This window comes from Heyndrickxia sp. NPDC080065, from assembly GCF_050281185.1.
GTDB lineage: Bacteria > Bacillota > Bacilli > Bacillales > Bacillaceae_C > Heyndrickxia.
Genome location: NZ_JBNNWS010000001.1, coordinates 1 through 17,763 on the forward strand (window position 1 = coordinate 1; position 17,763 = coordinate 17,763).

Genomic DNA, 17,763 nt, shown 5'->3' on the forward strand with positions numbered 1-17,763 from the left:
GCCATCTTCTATTATAACGATTGGAGTTTTTTTCTTATACAACTCTACAAGTTTTGTTTGCACACAGGCAGAGCCTGTGGTTTAAAATGACTAATGAAAACAAGGCTCCTACAGAACCTTGTTATTTTAACATTTTTTAAGCGTATCAATCTGTTTCCTTTTTATTTTCTTTTCCCTTCACGGAAAACCTTCGCACTTCTGATATACTCAACGTCCTTTTGTCCTGAACGATGATTAATCACACGTGCTAAAGCAAAAAAGTAATCTGATAGACGATTTAAATAACGTTGTGCAAGTGGAGGAACAGTGTCATCTTCTTTTGCAAAACTTACGACTAATCGTTCAGCACGACGTGTAACTGTTCTGGCAATATGAATGGAGGCTGCAGCCTTCGTACCTCCCGGCAGGATAAATCGTTCTAATTGCGGAGTACTTTCGATATATTCATCAATTTTCTTTTCTAGATAATCGATCATTTCTTGCTCCAGTTTAAAAGGACGCTTTTGTGATTTTGTCGCAAGATCCCCGCCGCAATCAAATAATTCATGTTGGATTTTTTCAAGATCTTCTAAAATATCTGCGAATTGATCTGGATCTAGTTCAGCCATTGCTTGACCGACAAAACAATTTACTTCATCTACCGTACCATATGCTTGAACTCTTACATCATCCTTATCCACACGACCGCCAATAATGCTAGTTTGTCCTTTATCACCAGTTCTTGTATATATTCTCACACTAATTCCTCCCTCACTTTATTCAAGAAAACACTAATATTATTTAAAAGTATCTGGATATATCGCTTTTGCCATTTCTTCTAATCCTTCTGCTAAGCGTGGACCAGATCTTGATACTTTATCAGAATCAACATTATACACTCGTTTATTTTTAATAGCGGCTACTTCTTTCCATGATTTTCGCTTGTATACGTTATTAACAGCATCTTTATCGTAATAGCCATAAGTTAAAATCATAACATCTGGGTTTGCTTTTACAACTGCTTCCTCTGAAAATTGAATCCAGCCTTCTTTATCGCCTGCAATATTCTTTGCTCCTAATGTATCAAGCATCTCTCCCATAAATGTTCCTTTTCCCGTTGTATAAATAGTTGGTGGAGCAGATACTTCGATCCAAACCTTTTGCTGATTCTCTTTTGAGATTCCTTCTGCCTTCGCTTTAATGTCTGCCACTTTTGATTTCATTCCATCAACGATTTCTTGAGCTTTTTCTTTCGTTCCAGTTGCTTCGCCAATTAATTCTATAGATTTATAGACATCATCAAAAGAGCTGGCATCATTAACCACGATAACTTTAATATTTGCATTTTCTAGCTGCTTAAGTCCATCTTTCGAATTATGCGCATTAGAAGCCGTTGCAAGAACAATATCTGGCTTCAATGAAATAATTTTTTCAATATTAAACTCTTGCCCACCAATTTTTTCTCTATCTTTCACTTGTTCTGGATAATTATCAAAATCGGATACACCGACTATTTCTTTATCTAACCCAAGGGCAAATGCTGTTTCGGTATTACTTGGAAGAAGGGAAACAATTCGCTGTGGTTTCTTGTTAATCGTTACCTTATTACCTACTCCATCTGTAATAGTAACTGGGAAATCCTGAGTTTTCGGTTTACTCTCACTTGTTTTCCCTTTGTCCTGTGCTGTACCACAAGCTGTCAGAATCAATGCTAAAATAAATAACGGTATAAATTTCAAAAACTTTTTCATTAGATAACTCCTTTTGTCGTTAGAATTGTGCACAAAAAAACATCTCATTTGATAGAGATGTTTTATAAACGTAAAAATAAACAAAAAAACCTTGCTCAAAAACGTTTTCAAAACACCTCCCTATCCTCGTAGGCCGACTGGTGCACTTAAAAATCAGGCAGGTCTCCTGGCTCATGATCATTGCTTGCTGTACCTTCCCATATCCATATTTCGATATAGTGGCAACTACAGCTTGCTCCCATTTACAGTGGCGGGACCGCGTTGGCTTTTCACCAAACTTCCCTTTTAAACCTTCTATAAAGGTTCCTGATTTCGTTCCAATCTATTAAATTTTCAATCAATATTCATTATACATTATCAGTATCTGGTTGCCTATATTTTATATAGCGAACGAAAAAAGCATTTTTAAGGTTTTTGTAAGGTTTAGATTAAAACAAGGTAAGGTACGAAATTTATACTATGTTTTGTAATTAAGAATTCATTTTAACGGTTTATGAAAAACAAATAATCAATGATGTCATAGGAGATAAAAACATGAAAACAATCTTACAAGCCAAAAATGTTCAAAAAGTATTTGGTGATAAAGAAAACCGATATAAAGCATTAGAAAATATTAATTTAGAAATTAAAGAAGGGGAATTTGTCGGCATCATGGGACCGTCTGGAGCGGGTAAATCAACACTTCTCAACATTTTTTCGACAATCGATACACCTTCAGCAGGAAGTATTATTATTGATGGTCAAAACATTGTAACAATGAATGAAGAGAAATTATCCGACTTTAGAAGAAACAAATTAGGTTTTATCTTTCAAGATTACAATTTACTTGACACTTTAACTGTAAAAGAAAATATTTTGCTTCCTCTAGCATTATCAAAAGTATCAGTCAATGAAATAAATAAGCGAGTCTACGAGATTGCTGATACATTTGGAATTCGTGACATTTTAAATAAATATCCTTATCACATCTCAGGTGGTCAAAAGCAAAGAACAGCAGCATCTCGCGCCATTGTAACGAATCCTAGTTTAATTTTAGCGGACGAGCCCACTGGTGCCCTTGATTCAAAATCAGCTGCAAGTCTTCTTCAGAGCTTAAGTTCATTAAATGAGAAAAATAAATCTACTATTATGATGGTCACTCATGATGCATTTGCTGCAAGTTTCTGTAAACGAGTGTTATTCATAAAGGATGGAAAACTCTTTACTGAGTTATATAAAAAAGAACAATCTCGTAAGGAATTCTTCCAAAGTATATTAGATATTCTCGCTTCACTCGGAGGTGAACAGGATGACCTTATTTAGTATTGCGAGAAAAAATATTATTAAAAATTTTACAAACTATTTCTTATATTTTGCTTCCATGATTTTTAGTATCGTTATTTACTTTACTTTCGTTTCATTAAAGTATGATGAAACGATTCAAATGAATTCTGATGGTTCGCCCAAAATCAGTTCAGCCTTTAATGGTGCTGCTGTCGTTTTAATGGTTTTTGTAGCAATCTTTATCTGGTATTCTAACTCCTTTTTTACACGGAAACGAAAAAAAGAGGTTGGGTTATACTCTCTTCTCGGTGTACGAAAAAAACAAATCGGCCGCATGCTGTTCTATGAGAACTTTATTATGGGGGTTTTAGCACTTATTATCGGCATTACCCTCGGATCCGTATTATCAAAGTTTTTCGTGGCACTTTTAATGAAAGTCATGGGCTATGATGCGATAACCAATTTCACTATTTCATCTGCAAGCATAATAAATACAGTTGTCATATTCTTGATTATTACAATGATTTCTTCCTTACAAGGATATCGCTTAATCTACCGTTTTAAACTAATTGAACTATTCCAAGCAGACAAAGTAGGAGAGAAAGAACCTAAAGCATCCATTATCATTGCTTTATTATCCATCATTTTAATCGGTTTTGGTTATTGGCTTGCATTACAAAACCTTTTAACTTCAAATGTATGGAGAACGTTGGGTCTCATGATGGCTCCTTTAGTTATCCTTGTGACGGTTATTTTAGGAACTTATTTGCTGTTTAGTACTTTAACGGTTTATTTACTAAAAATAGCAAAGAAAAATAAAAAGAATGATTGGAAGGGAATTAACTTAATCGGAACTTCCCAACTGCTATACAGAATTAAAGGGAATGCTCGTACTTTAACAATTATTGCCGTATTAAGTGCGACTACATTAACCGCTGTCGGAACTGCATACAGCTTATATTACAATAATCGAAGCAATGTGGAAAAAGCTAATCCAAATAGCATGATGTTTATTGATACAGATAAAAATGTAACAAAACAAGTGAAGAATCTAATTGCTAATAATAAAAATCATAAAATCGAATATTATGAAACGATTCCAACACTTCAAGTTAACGCAGATATAACAAATCTAAAAAATATATTCTCAAGTAATAAAATGCAATACACCATGATTTCAAACACTAGCTTTAATAAACTGGCAAAAGAGCAAAAAAGAAAGGATTTAATCACCTTACATGCGAACGAAGCAGCTGCTTTAGAACCTGGCTACATGGAAGAAATATCACCAAAATATGTTGGTAAAACAATTACATTAAACTTGAAAAAACATGATGAGGATATCACATTTAAACATTTAAAGAAATACAGTGTCTTAAATTATTCAACAGCCTATTCCGTTATTGTTGTCAGCGATGAATTATTTACAAAAATAGAAAAGCAAACAAAAGTAGTCAATATGGAAGTTTACAACATTACAAATGAAGATGATGCCAAGCAATTAACCAAAAACATTCAAGCAATTGTTCCGGAACAAGCTGCATTTTCAAGCTTTTATGCAGACTTCGCAGCAGGCTTAGAATCATCCGGCTTACTGATCTTTATGGGTGGATTTTTAGGTCTTGTTTTCCTAGCAGCAACAGGAAGTATTATCTATTTTAAACAATTAACAGAAGCAAACTCTGATAAAGGCCGTTATGAAATTCTCTACAAAATCGGTGTGAATAAAAAAGAGATGAAGAAATCAATTGCTAAACAAGTATTATTTATTTTTGCTTTACCATTGGTTGCCGGAATCGCCCATTGCTCTATAGCATTGACCGCATTATCTAAATTAATGCAAACGAACTTAGTGATTCCTGTACTAATCTGTATGGGGATATATACAGCCATTTACATCGTTTATTACTTCTTAACAGTAAATTCTTACTACAAAATTGTAACGAAAAAAAATTGAAAAAGGAGTCGACAAAATGAAAAAATTAATCATTCCTGGAATCATTATTGTTTTAATAGCGGGATTTATCCTTTTTATTCAAAACGTTAATATTAACAGACTCGGTGCAGATAACTATTATGTACAAATTAAAGGAACAGGTGAGAAAATAGAAGATAAATCAGATAACGGTGAAATATATGTATCATATAAATATACTTTACCTGCCTATGATAAAAATGGTAATGAAAAAAAGTTTACCTTTACATCTTTAAAGCAACTTCGTGAAGATGCCTATCTAAATTTGTTTGTTAAAGATAAAAAAGGGGTCACATCCTATCAAGAAGTAAAATTAAATGAAATACCTGACAAAGCAAAAGAAAAATTAAAGTAAAAAAGTGAAAAACTAAATTTTTATAATAATAGCCTATGGAATACGCGTGCAGCTAGTTATACTACGTATAGAAATTGCTGCCCGCATACCCCACAGGCAAATTCATCTACTAATTTGAAATGATATGTGAGAACCTGATTTTAATTTAGGTTCTTTTTTTAATATAATGAATAAATGAACACTTGGTTGGAGGAGATACGAATGTCGTTAAATAATAAAAAAGTTTTAATTATAGATGACGAAGAGGATCTATTGAGACTGCTTAAAACCGTTTTACAAAAAGAAGGATTGGATCATATCTACACTTCCACTACTGCCGAAGATGGCTGGATACAATTTCAACAAATCCAACCGGATATTGTTTTATTAGATATTATGCTGCCAGATGGCGAAGGCTATGATGTGTGCAAACAAATAAGGACTATTTCCAAAGTTCCTATTCTTTTCTTATCAGCTAAATCAGAAGAAATTGATAAAATTGTTGGTTTTGCGATTGGCGGGGATGATTATATTACCAAACCTTTTAGCCCTAAAGAAGTTGCTTATCGTGTAAAAGCACAGCTGCGAAGATCAGAATATCTACAAGTAATAAATGAAGAAAGTCCGATCATTAAGGCAGGTCCTTTTGAATTAAATGAACGAAGAGCAGAATTAAAAAAGAATGGAGAAGCCATCGAATTAAAGCCAAAAGAGCTCGGAATGATGATCTATTTACTTAAAAATCCTAATCAAATCATTAGCAAAGAAAGTATTTGCGATAGAGTATGGGGTGAAGATTTTATCGGATTTGACAATACTATCATGGTTCACATCAGAAGGCTTCGTGAAAAAATTGAAGCTCAACCATCAAATCCTGAATACTTACTCACTGTCAAAGGATTGGGGTACAAGCTTGTCATAAAGGATGAATAGCCTATGAAATGGAAATTGACAGGGAGATTTTTATTTTCTGTAGTCTTAGTTGTGATTTTAGTTGTATTCATAAATATTTTTCTTCTTTTAACTTTTTTCATCGCTCGATCTATATTTAATGAGCCATTTCACGGTCAAGAAATATCTGCAGAAGTATTTACAAAACAATTTCAAAACCAAATCACCATTTCAAATGACCATATATCTATTACAGAAAAAGGGAAAAATGAACTAATTAAAAATAAAGCATGGATTCAAGTATTGGATGATAACGGAAAGCAGCTTTTTGGTTATCGAACTCCAGAAAATCTAAAGGACAAGTATAACCCTTTGGATATGATACAAATGTATAAATATAGAGAAATAGATGCGGACACCATCGTTTTTATTGGAGAAAAAAAGCTCAAGGATAAAAATTATAGCTATTTTATTGGGTTTAAGAACCGTAATATTCAAAGGTATGTAGTTTCCTATGATTTTCGAGACATCTTAAAAATGTTAAAAATAGGGAGTATTACTTTAATATTCATTGATAGTTTAATCGCATTATTTATTGGTTATTTATTTAGTAAAAGGTTAACCAAACCAATAAATACTTTAATTGATGGTATTAAAAGATTAGCTAATAAAGATTACGATATTAATTATCGCCCTAGCGGTGTATATAAAGACGTTTTTTATAATGTAAATCACTTATCCTATCAGTTACAAGCGAGTGAAATGGAAAGAAACAAATTAGATAAAATGAAAGAAGAATGGATCGCAAACATATCTCATGATATTAAAACGCCACTCGCATCCATTCAAGGTTATTCTGAGATGATGAAAGATACAGAATATCATTTTTCTTTAGAGGAAATGAGAGAGTACGCAGAAATTATCGAAAGAAAATCTGTTTATTTAAAAGAAGTGATCGAAGATTTAAATTTATCAACAAGACTAAGAGCCAAAGAGCTATCCTTAAATAAAACAAAAACCAATCTTGTTGCCTTATTAAGAAGTATCGTCATTGATATATTGAATGATGCAAAATACTCTACAAGAAATATTGACTTCGAGTTTGCTGAGGAAACCATCGATATGGAGGTTGACGAATTATTGATTCGTCGAGCTATCAATAATTTAATCTATAATGCGATTGTCCATAATGATGAAGATGTCCAGATAACCGTATCTATTAAGAAAGAAGAACGAATTCATATAATGATTAAGGATAATGGGAAAGGCATAAAGAAAGAAGAACTTGACCGGATTTTTGACCGCTACTATCGTGGAACAAATACTGGTGAATCACATAAAGGCTCTGGACTAGGAATGGCTATTGCCAATGATATTATTCATGCACATGATGGAGAAATTACGATTGATAGTCTAGTTGGACATGGCACGACAATCGAAATTATGTTATAAAAATTCACATTAAATATTTATAAGGGGTTGTCTGAAAAGCAAAGTGTCAGACAGCCCCTTGTATTCATTAGAAGTTAACGGAACCTGACGATATTACCAAACTCCCAACACATTCATCATAACTACTAAAATCAAAATTGGAGCAACATATCGAATGAGAATATACCAAACATCGAATAATCCTTTCTTTACCTTGCTTCCTTTTATCATTTCCTCATATAAAGCCGATTTTTTCATTTTCAATGGGACAAAAATGGAAATAAGTAATGCACCTAAAGGCATTAATATATTGCTGACTGTATAATCCATTACATCAAAAATCGTTTTATGAAATATCTTCACATCTCCTAAAATTCCAAAGGAAAGTGCGGATGGTACTCCAAAAGCAAAGATAGCTAAACCGATGATCCATGACCATTTCTTACGCTGTGCATTATTTTTCGAAACGACCGAAACAATAATTTCAAGCATCGAGAAAGCTGATGTGAGTGCAGCAAATAAAAAGAGAATTAAAAATGCACCGAAAAAGACCATGCCAAACGGAAGCTGACTGAAAACGGTTGGAAGTACATTAAATAGTAAAACAGGACCTGCTCCCGGCTCTAATCCTAGTGCAAAGACTGCTGGAAAAATAGCAAGTCCCGCAAGAAGCACAATAGCAAGATTCATTCCAACGATAGAAAATGCTGAGCGCGGCAGACTTTGATTTTTTGGCAAATACGAGCTATAAGTGACCATAACCGATACACCTACACTTAATGTAAAGAACGATTGACCCATCGCTTCTAATATTGTTTTAGAGGTTACTTTAGAGAAATCAGGCTGTAATAAAAATAAAACTCCTTCCATTGCTCCATCCAATGTAACTGCCCGAATGACAAGTATAATAAACAAAATGAATAAAGCGGGCATCATAAATTTACTTGCAAGTTCAATTCCGTTTTGAACTCCTTTTGAAACAACAATAATCGTAATAAGTATAAATAATAGCTGAACGATGATGCTGATAATAGGGTCTGAAATGGTACTTCCGAAAATTGCAGAATATTGATTAGAGCTTAAGTGATTTAAACCACCAGTTACAACTTTAAATAAATAGGCTATAATCCATCCACCAATCACGCTGTAAAAAGAAAGTAGGATAAAACACGAAATCATTCCGATGATGCCTATCCAATGCCATTTTGATCTTGGAGCGATTTTTTTATATGAATCTATAGCATTTGCTTGTGTTGATCTACCAATTAAAAACTCGGCCAATAATAACGGCAGCCCCAAAACTAAAGTAAATAGGATGAAAATGAGGAAGAAGGCACCTCCCCCATTCTGTCCTGCTATATAAGGGAATTTCCATATTGCTCCTAAACCAATTGCAGATCCTGCTGCCGCTAAAATAAAACCTAGCTTAGACGACCATTGTTCTCGTCCATTCATTTTCATTCTCCTCTCATTGTTGTAATAATAACCTTCTGTCCAATCTCTCTCTGAGAGGAAGACCTGTTATTTTTAAACAAAACTACTTAAACACTTAAGATAATTTATTTTTAAAGCCTTTTAATTCTTCCATAAATGCATGGAACTGTGGAATATCCATTTGCTGTGCAGAATCTGATAAAGCAACTGCTGGGTCTGGATGCACTTCTGCCATTACCGCATCTGCCCCTATTGCCAGCGCAGCTTTTGCTGTTGGAAGAAGCAGATCCTTCCGTCCTGTCGAATGGGTTACATCAACAACAACAGGTAAATGTGTTTCTTTCTTTAAAATCGGAACAGCAGAAATATCTAGCGTATTTCGTGTCGCTTTTTCATATGTGCGAATACCTCGCTCACATAAAATAATTTGGTCATTACCTTGTGAAATAATGTATTCCGCTGCATGTACAAACTCATCAATCGTAGCAGATAACCCTCTTTTTAAAAGCACAGGCTTATCAACTTTTCCTACTGCTCGTAATAAATCAAAGTTTTGCATATTTCTTGCACCAATTTGAATGACATCAACATAATCAAGCGCCATTTCCACATCATTAGGATTTAATATTTCACTAATGATCGCTAAATCATATTCTGTAGCGACATCACGTAAAATTTCCAAACCTTCTACACCTAAACCTTGGAAATCATATGGGGAGGTTCTCGGTTTAAATGCTCCACCACGCATTAATTTTAATCCTTGTTCTTTCATTGCTTGTGCTACTTGTCGTACTTGCTCATATCCTTCAACTGCACAAGGGCCCATTATAAATGTTTGTGCACCACTTCCTAACAGCTCTCCTTTTACATCAACAATAGTATTTTCTTGCTTCTTTTTCCGTGAAACTAATAATGCTTTACGGTTATCATCTTCCTGCAATTCTAAGCTTGCTTTAAAAATTCCTTTAAAAATATGCTGCAATGTTGATGTTTCAAATGGTCCTTCATTCTGTTCTGCGATCATATCTAATACTTCGCGTTCACGTACAGGATCAAATCGATTTGTTCCTTGCAGTTTCTTTTGCATCCCTATTTCTTGGACAACTTTTGCTCGTTCGTTTAATAAGTACAATAACTGTGAGTTAATTTCATCCACTTTTCCTCTTAATTTCATTAATTCATTATTTCCCATAAAAAACGCCTCCTATTAATTTTTAATATAAAAAGTCCCTACTGATTAAAATCAGTAGGGACGAAATTTATCGCGGTACCACCCTAGTTGTAGATAAAACACATCTACCACTCTTTTTGATAACGGTCAACAAGACCGCTTTTCTTTAAAAAGTTAATTTTTTAAAGAAAAAATGCTCCAAGACTGAAATTCATGTTTATTTTTGTACTGATTTACACCAACCATCAGCTCTCTATAACAGTGAAATAAACACTACTTTAGGTCTTATCCTTGCACAAATATATGAAGTTAGAGAATGCAAAAAGTCCCTACTGATTATATCAGTAGGGACGAATATTATCGTGGTACCACCCTAGTTGTAGATAAAAAGATATCTACTCCTCTTCTTTGTTAACGATCGCTGACCGCTTTTTCATAATGATTATGAAAAAGATGCTCCAGGAGTGAAATTCATGTTTATCTTTGTACTGATTTACACCAACCATCAGCTCTCTATGACAGTGAGACAAACAATACTGTGTTCCCTTCAATGCTTTTGAATTATTTAAGTATGTTTTGTATTATATAATTTTATTTTCGAAACTGTCAATAACTTTTTTAAAATTCTTTATTTACAGGATTTAACTTGTAAATTGTGTTTTGTATTGATTGATGAGCGAATCAGGATCATTGCTCTCACCTTCTAATTGTCGTTGGCGGGCAGCTTTATTTACTTGCTCATCAGCATGGTAACTTGAACGAACCATTGGACCTGCTTCACAATGCTTAAAGCCTTTTTGCAGTGCAATTTCTTTTAATTCAGCAAATTCATCTGGGTGTACATAGCGTTCTACTTTTAAATGCTTTTTCGTAGGTTGTAAATATTGGCCAATCGTCATAATATCGACATTATGTGCCAATAAATCATCCATCGCTTCAAGTATTTCTTCTTTTGTTTCTCCTAAACCGACCATGAGACTTGATTTAGTCGGTGTATTCGGACTAATTTCTTTTACTCTTTTTAATAATTCTAATGAACGATCATAGTTTGCTTTTGCACGAACTCGCTTTGTCAAGCGTCTAACCGTCTCAATATTATGATTAAAAATATCTGGGCCAGCATCCATCAATGTATGTAAGCTTTCGTAATCACCTTTCATATCAGATGGGAGAACCTCTACTGTACATGAGGGTACACGGCGTCGGATCGCACGAACTGTTTCAGCAAAGATAGCAGCACCACCATCAGCCAAATCATCACGAGCAACAGCAGTAACTACACAGTGACGTAAACCCATGACTTCTACTGATCTGGCAACTCGTTCTGGCTCTTCCCAATCCAATTCCGTTGGCAGCCCTGTTTTGACCGCACAGAACCGGCAGGCGCGCGTACAGATGTCGCCAAGTATCATAAAGGTTGCAGTTTTTCGAACTGCCCAGCATTCATGGATATTTGGACATTTTGCTTCCTCACATACTGTATGCAATCTTTCCTCACGCATCATTTTTTTCAATCCGGTATAGCTTTTATTTGTGTTTAGTTTGATTTTCAGCCATTCAGGTTTTCTTATGTATTCTTCATTTTTAGCCACTATATACACTCCTACCTTTGAAAAGTATAATCTTCGTTTGCATACTTTGATTGCATAAGATCTTCAACTTCTTTTAACATTTTCTCATTCGGTTCATATGTAGATAGTTCAATATTAAGACCTTTTTTAAATCCATCTTTGAAGGCTAATTTTAATTCTTCATAGGATGTTTTCCTTCCAAGAATTTGATTAATAGAAACAGCTTTTTGGTCGAAGCCTTTCATCGCCCTATTTTTAACCTTCTCATTTGGAAAAATAAAGAGGTCATATAAAGTTTCTGTATCCATATCCATTGGTATAGAACCATGCTGTAATATGACACCTTTTTGGCGAGTTTGTGCACTCCCTGCTGCTTTTTTGCCTTCAATCTCTAATTCATACCAAGACGATTCCTCAAAACAAACAGCAGTACCAGATTTTCCTACCGGTTTATTCGGAATGGCTAAGTCAGCTTGAATCCCAAGATTTCTATAACCTTCAAGAATTCCTTGTGATAAAACGCGATATGCCTCAATAATGGAGGATGGCATTTTCGGATGACTTTCACTTACAATTACACTGTATGTTAGTTCATCATCATGTAAAACTGCTAGTCCGCCTGTAGGTCTTCGAACGATCTCATATCCCTTAGCCTTTGCCGCATCAATGTCAATTCTTCCTACTGTCTTTTGAAATAGACCAAGTGACAATGCAGCTGGTTCCCAACCATAAAAACGAAGAACAGGAGGAATAAGTCCTTGACTATGCCAGTTTAGAAGTATTTCATCCATCGCCATGTTAAAGGTAGGACTATTTACTCCCGAATCAATAAATAACCATGTTTCACTCATGCTGTCACCACCGATTAATACTTACTCAACCAATTCTTTAAATTCATATTGTTAAAGCTTTAGTCTAAAAGAAATGGTTAGTATTTCATTAATAGAAATGCTCTGAAAATAATTCAAAATAATCCCTAATGCTAGGGTTCAGAAATTTTCCTGAAGAAAAGATATTAAGGCTGCTATAACGGGGAAATTTCGTCCCTTTCAACCATTTTTATAATAGCATTCAGTTGGTTTTTGTCAATCACCTAAGACCAGTTGCTTACATAATACACTGGCGCTTATTTCAGAGGTGAAACTGAAAGAAAACGGCGAGTTGGCGATTTCATAATTTATCTGTTTCTATTCTAATTCTATCCGCTCAATACTAAGAACTTATAAATTCGTATATTAGAATAAGTGTGTTGACATTTTGTCAACACTTTGATATTTTTCTTTCGGAGGGAGATTTATATTTGAATAAAGGAAGGAGTGAAATTCAATCTATATCAAAATTACTTTATTAGATTGAGCTGTGAAAAGCTATCCTGAGCGGACAATAAATATTCATAGGAGTATTTAAAGCACCGACTGATAGACATCTTTATGAATTATCAATAAAAGTTTTGGAAAAATAAACACAACAAAAACATTGATATTTTCTATATCATTGCTGTTTATAAACTATTTCCCAACTGATTTATTCAGAAGACTCAGTTATTATAATTGAAATAGATATGCAAGGAGAGATTCTATGAACAATCCGAGAAACCCTGTTGAAAGTATATTAGGAGTGGATGTAAGAACCAAACAAAGAATAAATATAAACAGCCAAATGGAAAACCTTGATAAGTACTTTTTAAACCCGATTATTCATAAGCAAATCCATGGGGATGAAGTATATGTACCATTAAGCCTAAGTAGAATCTGGTCAAATCAATAGTTAAAATATGAAATCCATATTAAAATGGTTCCCACTCATTTTGTCGATATTTTGTCAACAATATTTCAATGATATACTGTTTTATGTATCCGGGCAGCGCCAAGCACTGCCCGCTATTAAATTCACCAATTTACAAGCTGTTTTTCATCCTTTAACTTTATTTCACCTGAAAGTAACCATGGTAAAATATCGTCCAAATCAATATTGGATTTTTGGATAATATGAATCCCCTTTTGCATGAAAGCTTGTTCAGTCAACTGTGGATTGTTAGAAATAATTTCACGTCCTTGCTGACTAATTTTTACGACACCAGGGAATGCTGATGTAACTTCTGTATCAAGCCAGTAACGTCTATACATCAAAGTCAGTTCATCTTTTTCATACATTCCTAGGAAATTGCCTTTGCGAATGAGCAAAATATAATCTGCTAGTTTCCGAATATCATCAAGCTGATGGCTTGCGAAAAGAATTGTACGCTCTGAATCAGCTTCCATTAACCGAACTATTTCATCCATCACATATCGTTGAGCCATCATATCTAAATGTGCAGTCGGCTCATCCATAATGAATAATTCCTTATTTTGAGCAAATGTTAAAGCAAGATTAAGTTTTTTCCGTACACCTTCTGAAAGATTAATGAATGGCTTATTTAAAGGAATATCCAAATCTTTTACATAACGTTCAAACGCTTCTTCATTGAATGTCATAGAATAGTGAGATATTAGCTGATGTAAATCTTTACCTGTAAAACGATCACACCCTTTTAAGGTTTGTGATTGATAAGCAATTCTATTTCTCCAGCTCTCATCATCTAACTTACGTCTTTCTCCGAATAAAAAAACCTCACCACTCGTTTCTTTTGCAAGACCTTGGATCGTTTTAATAAGTGTGCTTTTTCCCGCCCCATTATCACCTACAATAGCCACTATTGATCCATACGGAATTTCTACATTAATGGGGCCAAGTGAAAACTCCCCGATGTCCTTATATACATTTTTTAACTCGATAACACCCATTTTATTTCCTCCTTTCATTCACAGCGTCTGTAAAAATGCGTTCTAGATCATTCAATTGATAGTCATGCTGTAAACCAATATCTATGGCCTTATTGATCGCTTCATAAACGGTTTTTTCTTTAATTTTTTCCTTCAGATTAATCTCTACTTCTGCCACAAATGTTCCCCTTCCTTGAATGGTTTTAATAAAATGCTCTTGTTCAAGGTCGTGGTAGGCTCTTCTTGTCGTAATAACACTGCATTCCAAATCTTTCGCTAAAGCACGGATGGATGGAAGCGGTGTTCCTGCTGGTAAACTTCCGCTGGAAATCAACGCTTTAATCTGTGTTTCAATCTGATGATAAATCGGTTCTCTACTCTCTTGAGAAATATGGATGGGAAGTGACATAGCATCCCCTCCTTATAAATAGTTATTTTTAGTAATTATTTTAAAAGAGTAACGGCCCCATAAAAAATAACCGATGATTAACAATAAAATGGATCCTACTAATGTAAAAACAGGATAACTTACGATTAAGTTAATGGTTCCTTCTACGATACCTAATCCAGTGGCCTTGTAATACCAGAATGCTGCCCCAAGAATAATAGTATAAACAAGAATGGAATAAAAAATAATTTTACTCATCGACATTTCACTACCTACTTCAGATGCTGCAAGCATTGCACTAGCTTGTAATCCTAATGTTAGCCAAACGATTGTAAAGAGAATGAAATTCCCAAGTGTTAAGCTTTCTTGAAAGGGCTGTGACAAAATATAAAATAACACAAGCAAGATGATGTTTAAGACTAGACTTTGCAACCCATAAGTTAAAAAACGACTTTTCACTAATGCCTTTTTTGAAATAGGAGTTTGAAATAAAAAGTTAAAATACGAAGTTCCCCAAAAATCCCCATAAAGTCTCTTTAGCCCGTAATCTTTCGTTCGACCTAAATATGGTATCGTCGTTACTCCTGCAACAAAGAGTAGATCAAAAAAAACTTTCGAAAACATCTGATCCGTGATTTTAAAGTTAGGAAATAAAGTACTGTAAGCAAATGAATAAACAACGACAACGAGCACACTAAGCAATAAGCTAAATTTTATCTTTTTAATTTCGAATTTCGTTAACCACCAAGCATCAATCCAACTTTGTTTCATAATCGTTACCTCCTTAAATCAACTGTTAATGTGTGTATATGTTTATATACACATTATATGTCGATCTCCTATATCTTGGCAAGCATAATTTAAAATTTCTAACCTTTTTTAAAGTTTAAAAATAAAAAGGCCTCTTCAAAAGAATAAGTAGTTCAGATAACGTGGAGAAACAATAATATTTGCAATGTAAATCAGTATGAAATCGCAAAGGTCTATACTCAATTTTTTTTGTTGGTATGCAAAGGATATCCCTGCTTTCATTATCGAATTAGCAAGTGAAACAACATACCGATTAACAGGATGACAATAACTATTGTCACATGGTTATTTTTGGTGCGATGAAGGGGTATTATTTGAGATATTAATATTAAACATAAGGAATAGGTAATTTATGTTAATATAAAGAGAGCAAATTTACTCTTGTACAGTTAAAAGGGCAGTTTCGTACAAGAAATGTATAATCATTTTATATAAACGTTTATTGTAGGAGGGGAATGTTATCAATATAGGGGGTATAGATAATAACATGAGTAATTTGTATTTTAGAGATATTGATAATACCAATGAATGCATAGTTAGAAATATAAAATTAAAACCTGGACAAGAAAAATTTATTGAAACTGTAGAAGAATGTTTAAAAGAAGCTAATACTTACCATGAATGGCATCCAGTAGCTATATATTACGATGAGGAAATTATTGGATTTGCTATGTACGGTTCTTTTGGGACTAATAAAGATACTTGGATTGATAGAATTATGATAGATGAAAAATATCAAGGCAAAGGCTTAGGAAAAGTGGCAATGATGAAACTTATTGATATAGTTTCGAAAGAATATGGGGTAAACGTTATTTATTTAAGTATCATTGAGGAAAATAGATTAGCTTATAGTTTATATAAAAGTATAGGATTTGAGTTCATTAATGAAAGAGACCCAAATGGAGAACTCATATTTAAGTATACAATTTTATAATATTGTAGTGACAGGTGCTTTATTTGAAGAAGTCTCCCTGAATAAGACAAGCTCAGAGTTTATTACACTGAGCTTTTTTGCGTGTTATTTATTGTGAGATTTAACATGTGAATTCAAATGTTATTTAGCTTGTTATTTTAGGGTTTCTTCACATTAACTGAACTAATTATCAAAAGAATGCCTCTTCCTTATCGGTACAGCGAATTACCCTAAAAAAATTGACCCAGCATTAAAAAATAATAAAGGAGCGAATCTTACCGGAATTCGCTCCTTTAAATATTACTATTACAAAAGGCTCTTTTCGTATAAATTGTTGTTTTTAGACTATAAACTTAGTCCGTTGATTTCCGCTCCAGACACTTGCTTTCCGCGGGGAGGGATGGGAGCCTCCTCGGCGTTACCGCCTGCGGGGTCTCCCACTTCCCTCTTTTTTCCCGCAGGAGTCAAATGCCCTCCGCTACAATCAACTCAGATTGTTAATAAAATATCAAAAAAAAGCAACAAAATTTACGAAAACAACCTTACAAAAAGATAGTTGTATCTAAAATTTCAGACTTAAAATCTATCACTTCACCATTTCTATATTTAAACCTGTGATCATATGTATGCGAATCGCTAAGCATCGTTTTTAAGAAATACTTCAAATTGGCCATGCCTAAATTTTCTGGATGGAGAACCCATGATATGTCTTTCCAGTCTAAGATTCCCTCATCTGTTTTTATTGGCGTATAATAATCATACGTTTCCGGTAGTTGAGCTACAAAAGCATACATGCCTCCGATATAGCTATCATCAACAGACCAGGTAACCGTCCCTTTGTATTCAGCATGGTCTAGTTCAATTCCTGTTTCTTCTTTTACCTCACGTAAAACCCCCTCTAAAGGAGTCTCGCCTTTCTCTATCTTCCCGCCAACCCCATTCCAAATCCCCATCCATACTGGATTCTCTCGATTAAGCATTAAGATTTTATCTCCTCTTTGTATAAAGCAAATGGTATATTTGTACATAGAATTGGTACTCCCCCTTTGAAACAATTAAGAATATATCGGTCATTTCTTCTAATATATCG

The 17,763-nt window shown here is 34.0% G+C and carries 18 protein-coding genes, 1 riboswitch and 2 other annotated features; of the genes, 8 read left to right on the top strand and 10 right to left on the bottom strand.

Annotated features, from left to right (window positions below):
• Nucleotides 1–161: 161 nt before the first annotated feature.
• Nucleotides 162–737, bottom strand: coding sequence for a cob(I)yrinic acid a,c-diamide adenosyltransferase (locus ACQKP0_RS00005; RefSeq protein WP_427403758.1), 576 nt, complete (start codon nt 735–737; stop codon nt 162–164).
• 39 nt (nt 738–776) lie between these two features.
• Nucleotides 777–1,730 (bottom strand): ABC transporter substrate-binding protein, encoded by a 954-nt coding sequence (locus ACQKP0_RS00010; RefSeq protein ID WP_427403759.1) that lies wholly within the window; start codon nt 1,728–1,730, stop codon nt 777–779.
• Between the two features lie 139 nt (nt 1,731–1,869).
• Nucleotides 1,870–2,055, bottom strand: a riboswitch (cobalamin riboswitch).
• 209 nt (nt 2,056–2,264) lie between these two features.
• Here ACQKP0_RS00010 and ACQKP0_RS00015 point away from each other — a divergent pair.
• The 5 genes from ACQKP0_RS00015 (at nt 2,265) to ACQKP0_RS00035 (ending at nt 7,645) form a co-directional block, all read left to right on the top strand.
• Complete coding sequence (locus ACQKP0_RS00015) at nt 2,265–3,032, top strand: ABC transporter ATP-binding protein (protein ID WP_427403760.1); 768 nt, start codon at nt 2,265–2,267, stop codon at nt 3,030–3,032.
• Nucleotides 3,019–4,950 (top strand): FtsX-like permease family protein, encoded by a 1,932-nt coding sequence (locus ACQKP0_RS00020; RefSeq protein WP_427403761.1) that lies wholly within the window; start codon nt 3,019–3,021, stop codon nt 4,948–4,950. Before ACQKP0_RS00015 ends, ACQKP0_RS00020 begins: the two co-directional genes overlap by 14 nt.
• A gap of 16 nt (nt 4,951–4,966) precedes the next feature.
• Complete coding sequence (locus ACQKP0_RS00025; protein ID WP_427403762.1) at nt 4,967–5,323, top strand: YxeA family protein; 357 nt, start codon at nt 4,967–4,969, stop codon at nt 5,321–5,323.
• Nucleotides 5,324–5,524: 201 nt separating this feature from the next.
• The gene (locus ACQKP0_RS00030; protein ID WP_427403763.1) at nt 5,525–6,235 is read left to right on the top strand and encodes a response regulator transcription factor; all 711 of its coding nucleotides are present in this window, start codon (nt 5,525–5,527) and stop codon (nt 6,233–6,235) included.
• 3 nt (nt 6,236–6,238) lie between these two features.
• Nucleotides 6,239–7,645 (top strand): sensor histidine kinase, encoded by a 1,407-nt coding sequence (locus ACQKP0_RS00035; protein WP_427403764.1) that lies wholly within the window; start codon nt 6,239–6,241, stop codon nt 7,643–7,645.
• Between the two features lie 93 nt (nt 7,646–7,738).
• On the opposite strand, the gene ACQKP0_RS00040 is transcribed toward ACQKP0_RS00035, so the two are convergent.
• The 4 genes from ACQKP0_RS00040 to ACQKP0_RS00055 all read right to left on the bottom strand — a co-directional run bounded on the left by ACQKP0_RS00040 (nt 7,739) and on the right by ACQKP0_RS00055 (nt 12,651).
• On the bottom strand, nt 7,739–9,079 hold the full coding sequence (locus ACQKP0_RS00040) for a sodium-dependent transporter (protein ID WP_427403765.1): 1,341 nt from the start codon (nt 9,077–9,079) through the stop codon (nt 7,739–7,741).
• 94 nt (nt 9,080–9,173) lie between these two features.
• Entirely contained in the window at nt 9,174–10,250 is a 1,077-nt protein-coding gene (locus ACQKP0_RS00045) for a bifunctional 3-deoxy-7-phosphoheptulonate synthase/chorismate mutase (protein WP_427403766.1), read from the bottom strand.
• 53 nt (nt 10,251–10,303) lie between these two features.
• Nucleotides 10,304–10,530, bottom strand: a binding site (T-box leader).
• Nucleotides 10,531–10,572: 42 nt separating this feature from the next.
• Nucleotides 10,573–10,789, bottom strand: a binding site (T-box leader).
• Nucleotides 10,790–10,870: 81 nt separating this feature from the next.
• The gene (gene lipA / locus ACQKP0_RS00050; RefSeq protein WP_427403767.1) at nt 10,871–11,821 is read right to left on the bottom strand and encodes a lipoyl synthase; all 951 of its coding nucleotides are present in this window, start codon (nt 11,819–11,821) and stop codon (nt 10,871–10,873) included.
• An 11-nt stretch (nt 11,822–11,832) separates the two neighbouring features.
• Nucleotides 11,833–12,651 carry a lipoate--protein ligase family protein gene (locus tag ACQKP0_RS00055; RefSeq protein WP_427403768.1) on the bottom strand — a complete coding sequence of 273 codons (819 nt, stop codon included), beginning with the start codon at nt 12,649–12,651 and terminating at the stop codon, nt 11,833–11,835.
• A 542-nt stretch (nt 12,652–13,193) separates the two neighbouring features.
• On the opposite strand from ACQKP0_RS00055, the gene fbpA reads away from it, so the two are divergent.
• Both fbpA and ACQKP0_RS00065 read left to right on the top strand, forming a co-directional pair.
• The gene (gene fbpA / locus ACQKP0_RS00060; protein WP_427404153.1) at nt 13,194–13,262 is read left to right on the top strand and encodes a Fur-regulated basic protein FbpA; all 69 of its coding nucleotides are present in this window, start codon (nt 13,194–13,196) and stop codon (nt 13,260–13,262) included.
• Nucleotides 13,263–13,378: 116 nt separating this feature from the next.
• On the top strand, nt 13,379–13,567 hold the full coding sequence (locus ACQKP0_RS00065) for a hypothetical protein (RefSeq protein WP_427403769.1): 189 nt from the start codon (nt 13,379–13,381) through the stop codon (nt 13,565–13,567).
• A gap of 122 nt (nt 13,568–13,689) precedes the next feature.
• Here the strand turns inward: ACQKP0_RS00065 and ACQKP0_RS00070 are convergent, their stop codons facing one another.
• The 3 genes from ACQKP0_RS00070 to ACQKP0_RS00080 are packed head-to-tail and all read right to left on the bottom strand — an operon-like array spanning nt 13,690 to nt 15,721.
• Nucleotides 13,690–14,583 (bottom strand): ATP-binding cassette domain-containing protein, encoded by an 894-nt coding sequence (locus ACQKP0_RS00070; RefSeq protein ID WP_427403770.1) that lies wholly within the window; start codon nt 14,581–14,583, stop codon nt 13,690–13,692.
• Nucleotide 14,584: 1 nt separating this feature from the next.
• Nucleotides 14,585–14,971, bottom strand: coding sequence for a GntR family transcriptional regulator (locus ACQKP0_RS00075; RefSeq protein ID WP_427403771.1), 387 nt, complete (start codon nt 14,969–14,971; stop codon nt 14,585–14,587).
• A 12-nt stretch (nt 14,972–14,983) separates the two neighbouring features.
• The gene (locus ACQKP0_RS00080; protein ID WP_427403772.1) at nt 14,984–15,721 is read right to left on the bottom strand and encodes a hypothetical protein; all 738 of its coding nucleotides are present in this window, start codon (nt 15,719–15,721) and stop codon (nt 14,984–14,986) included.
• 526 nt (nt 15,722–16,247) lie between these two features.
• On the opposite strand from ACQKP0_RS00080, the gene ACQKP0_RS00085 reads away from it, so the two are divergent.
• Nucleotides 16,248–16,694, top strand: a complete 447-nt coding sequence (locus ACQKP0_RS00085; RefSeq protein ID WP_427403773.1) for a GNAT family N-acetyltransferase — start codon at nt 16,248–16,250, stop codon at nt 16,692–16,694.
• Between the two features lie 521 nt (nt 16,695–17,215).
• Here ACQKP0_RS00085 and ACQKP0_RS00090 read toward each other — a convergent pair.
• Entirely contained in the window at nt 17,216–17,701 is a 486-nt protein-coding gene (locus ACQKP0_RS00090) for an NUDIX hydrolase (RefSeq protein ID WP_427403774.1), read from the bottom strand.
• Nucleotides 17,702–17,763 lie beyond the last annotated feature (62 nt).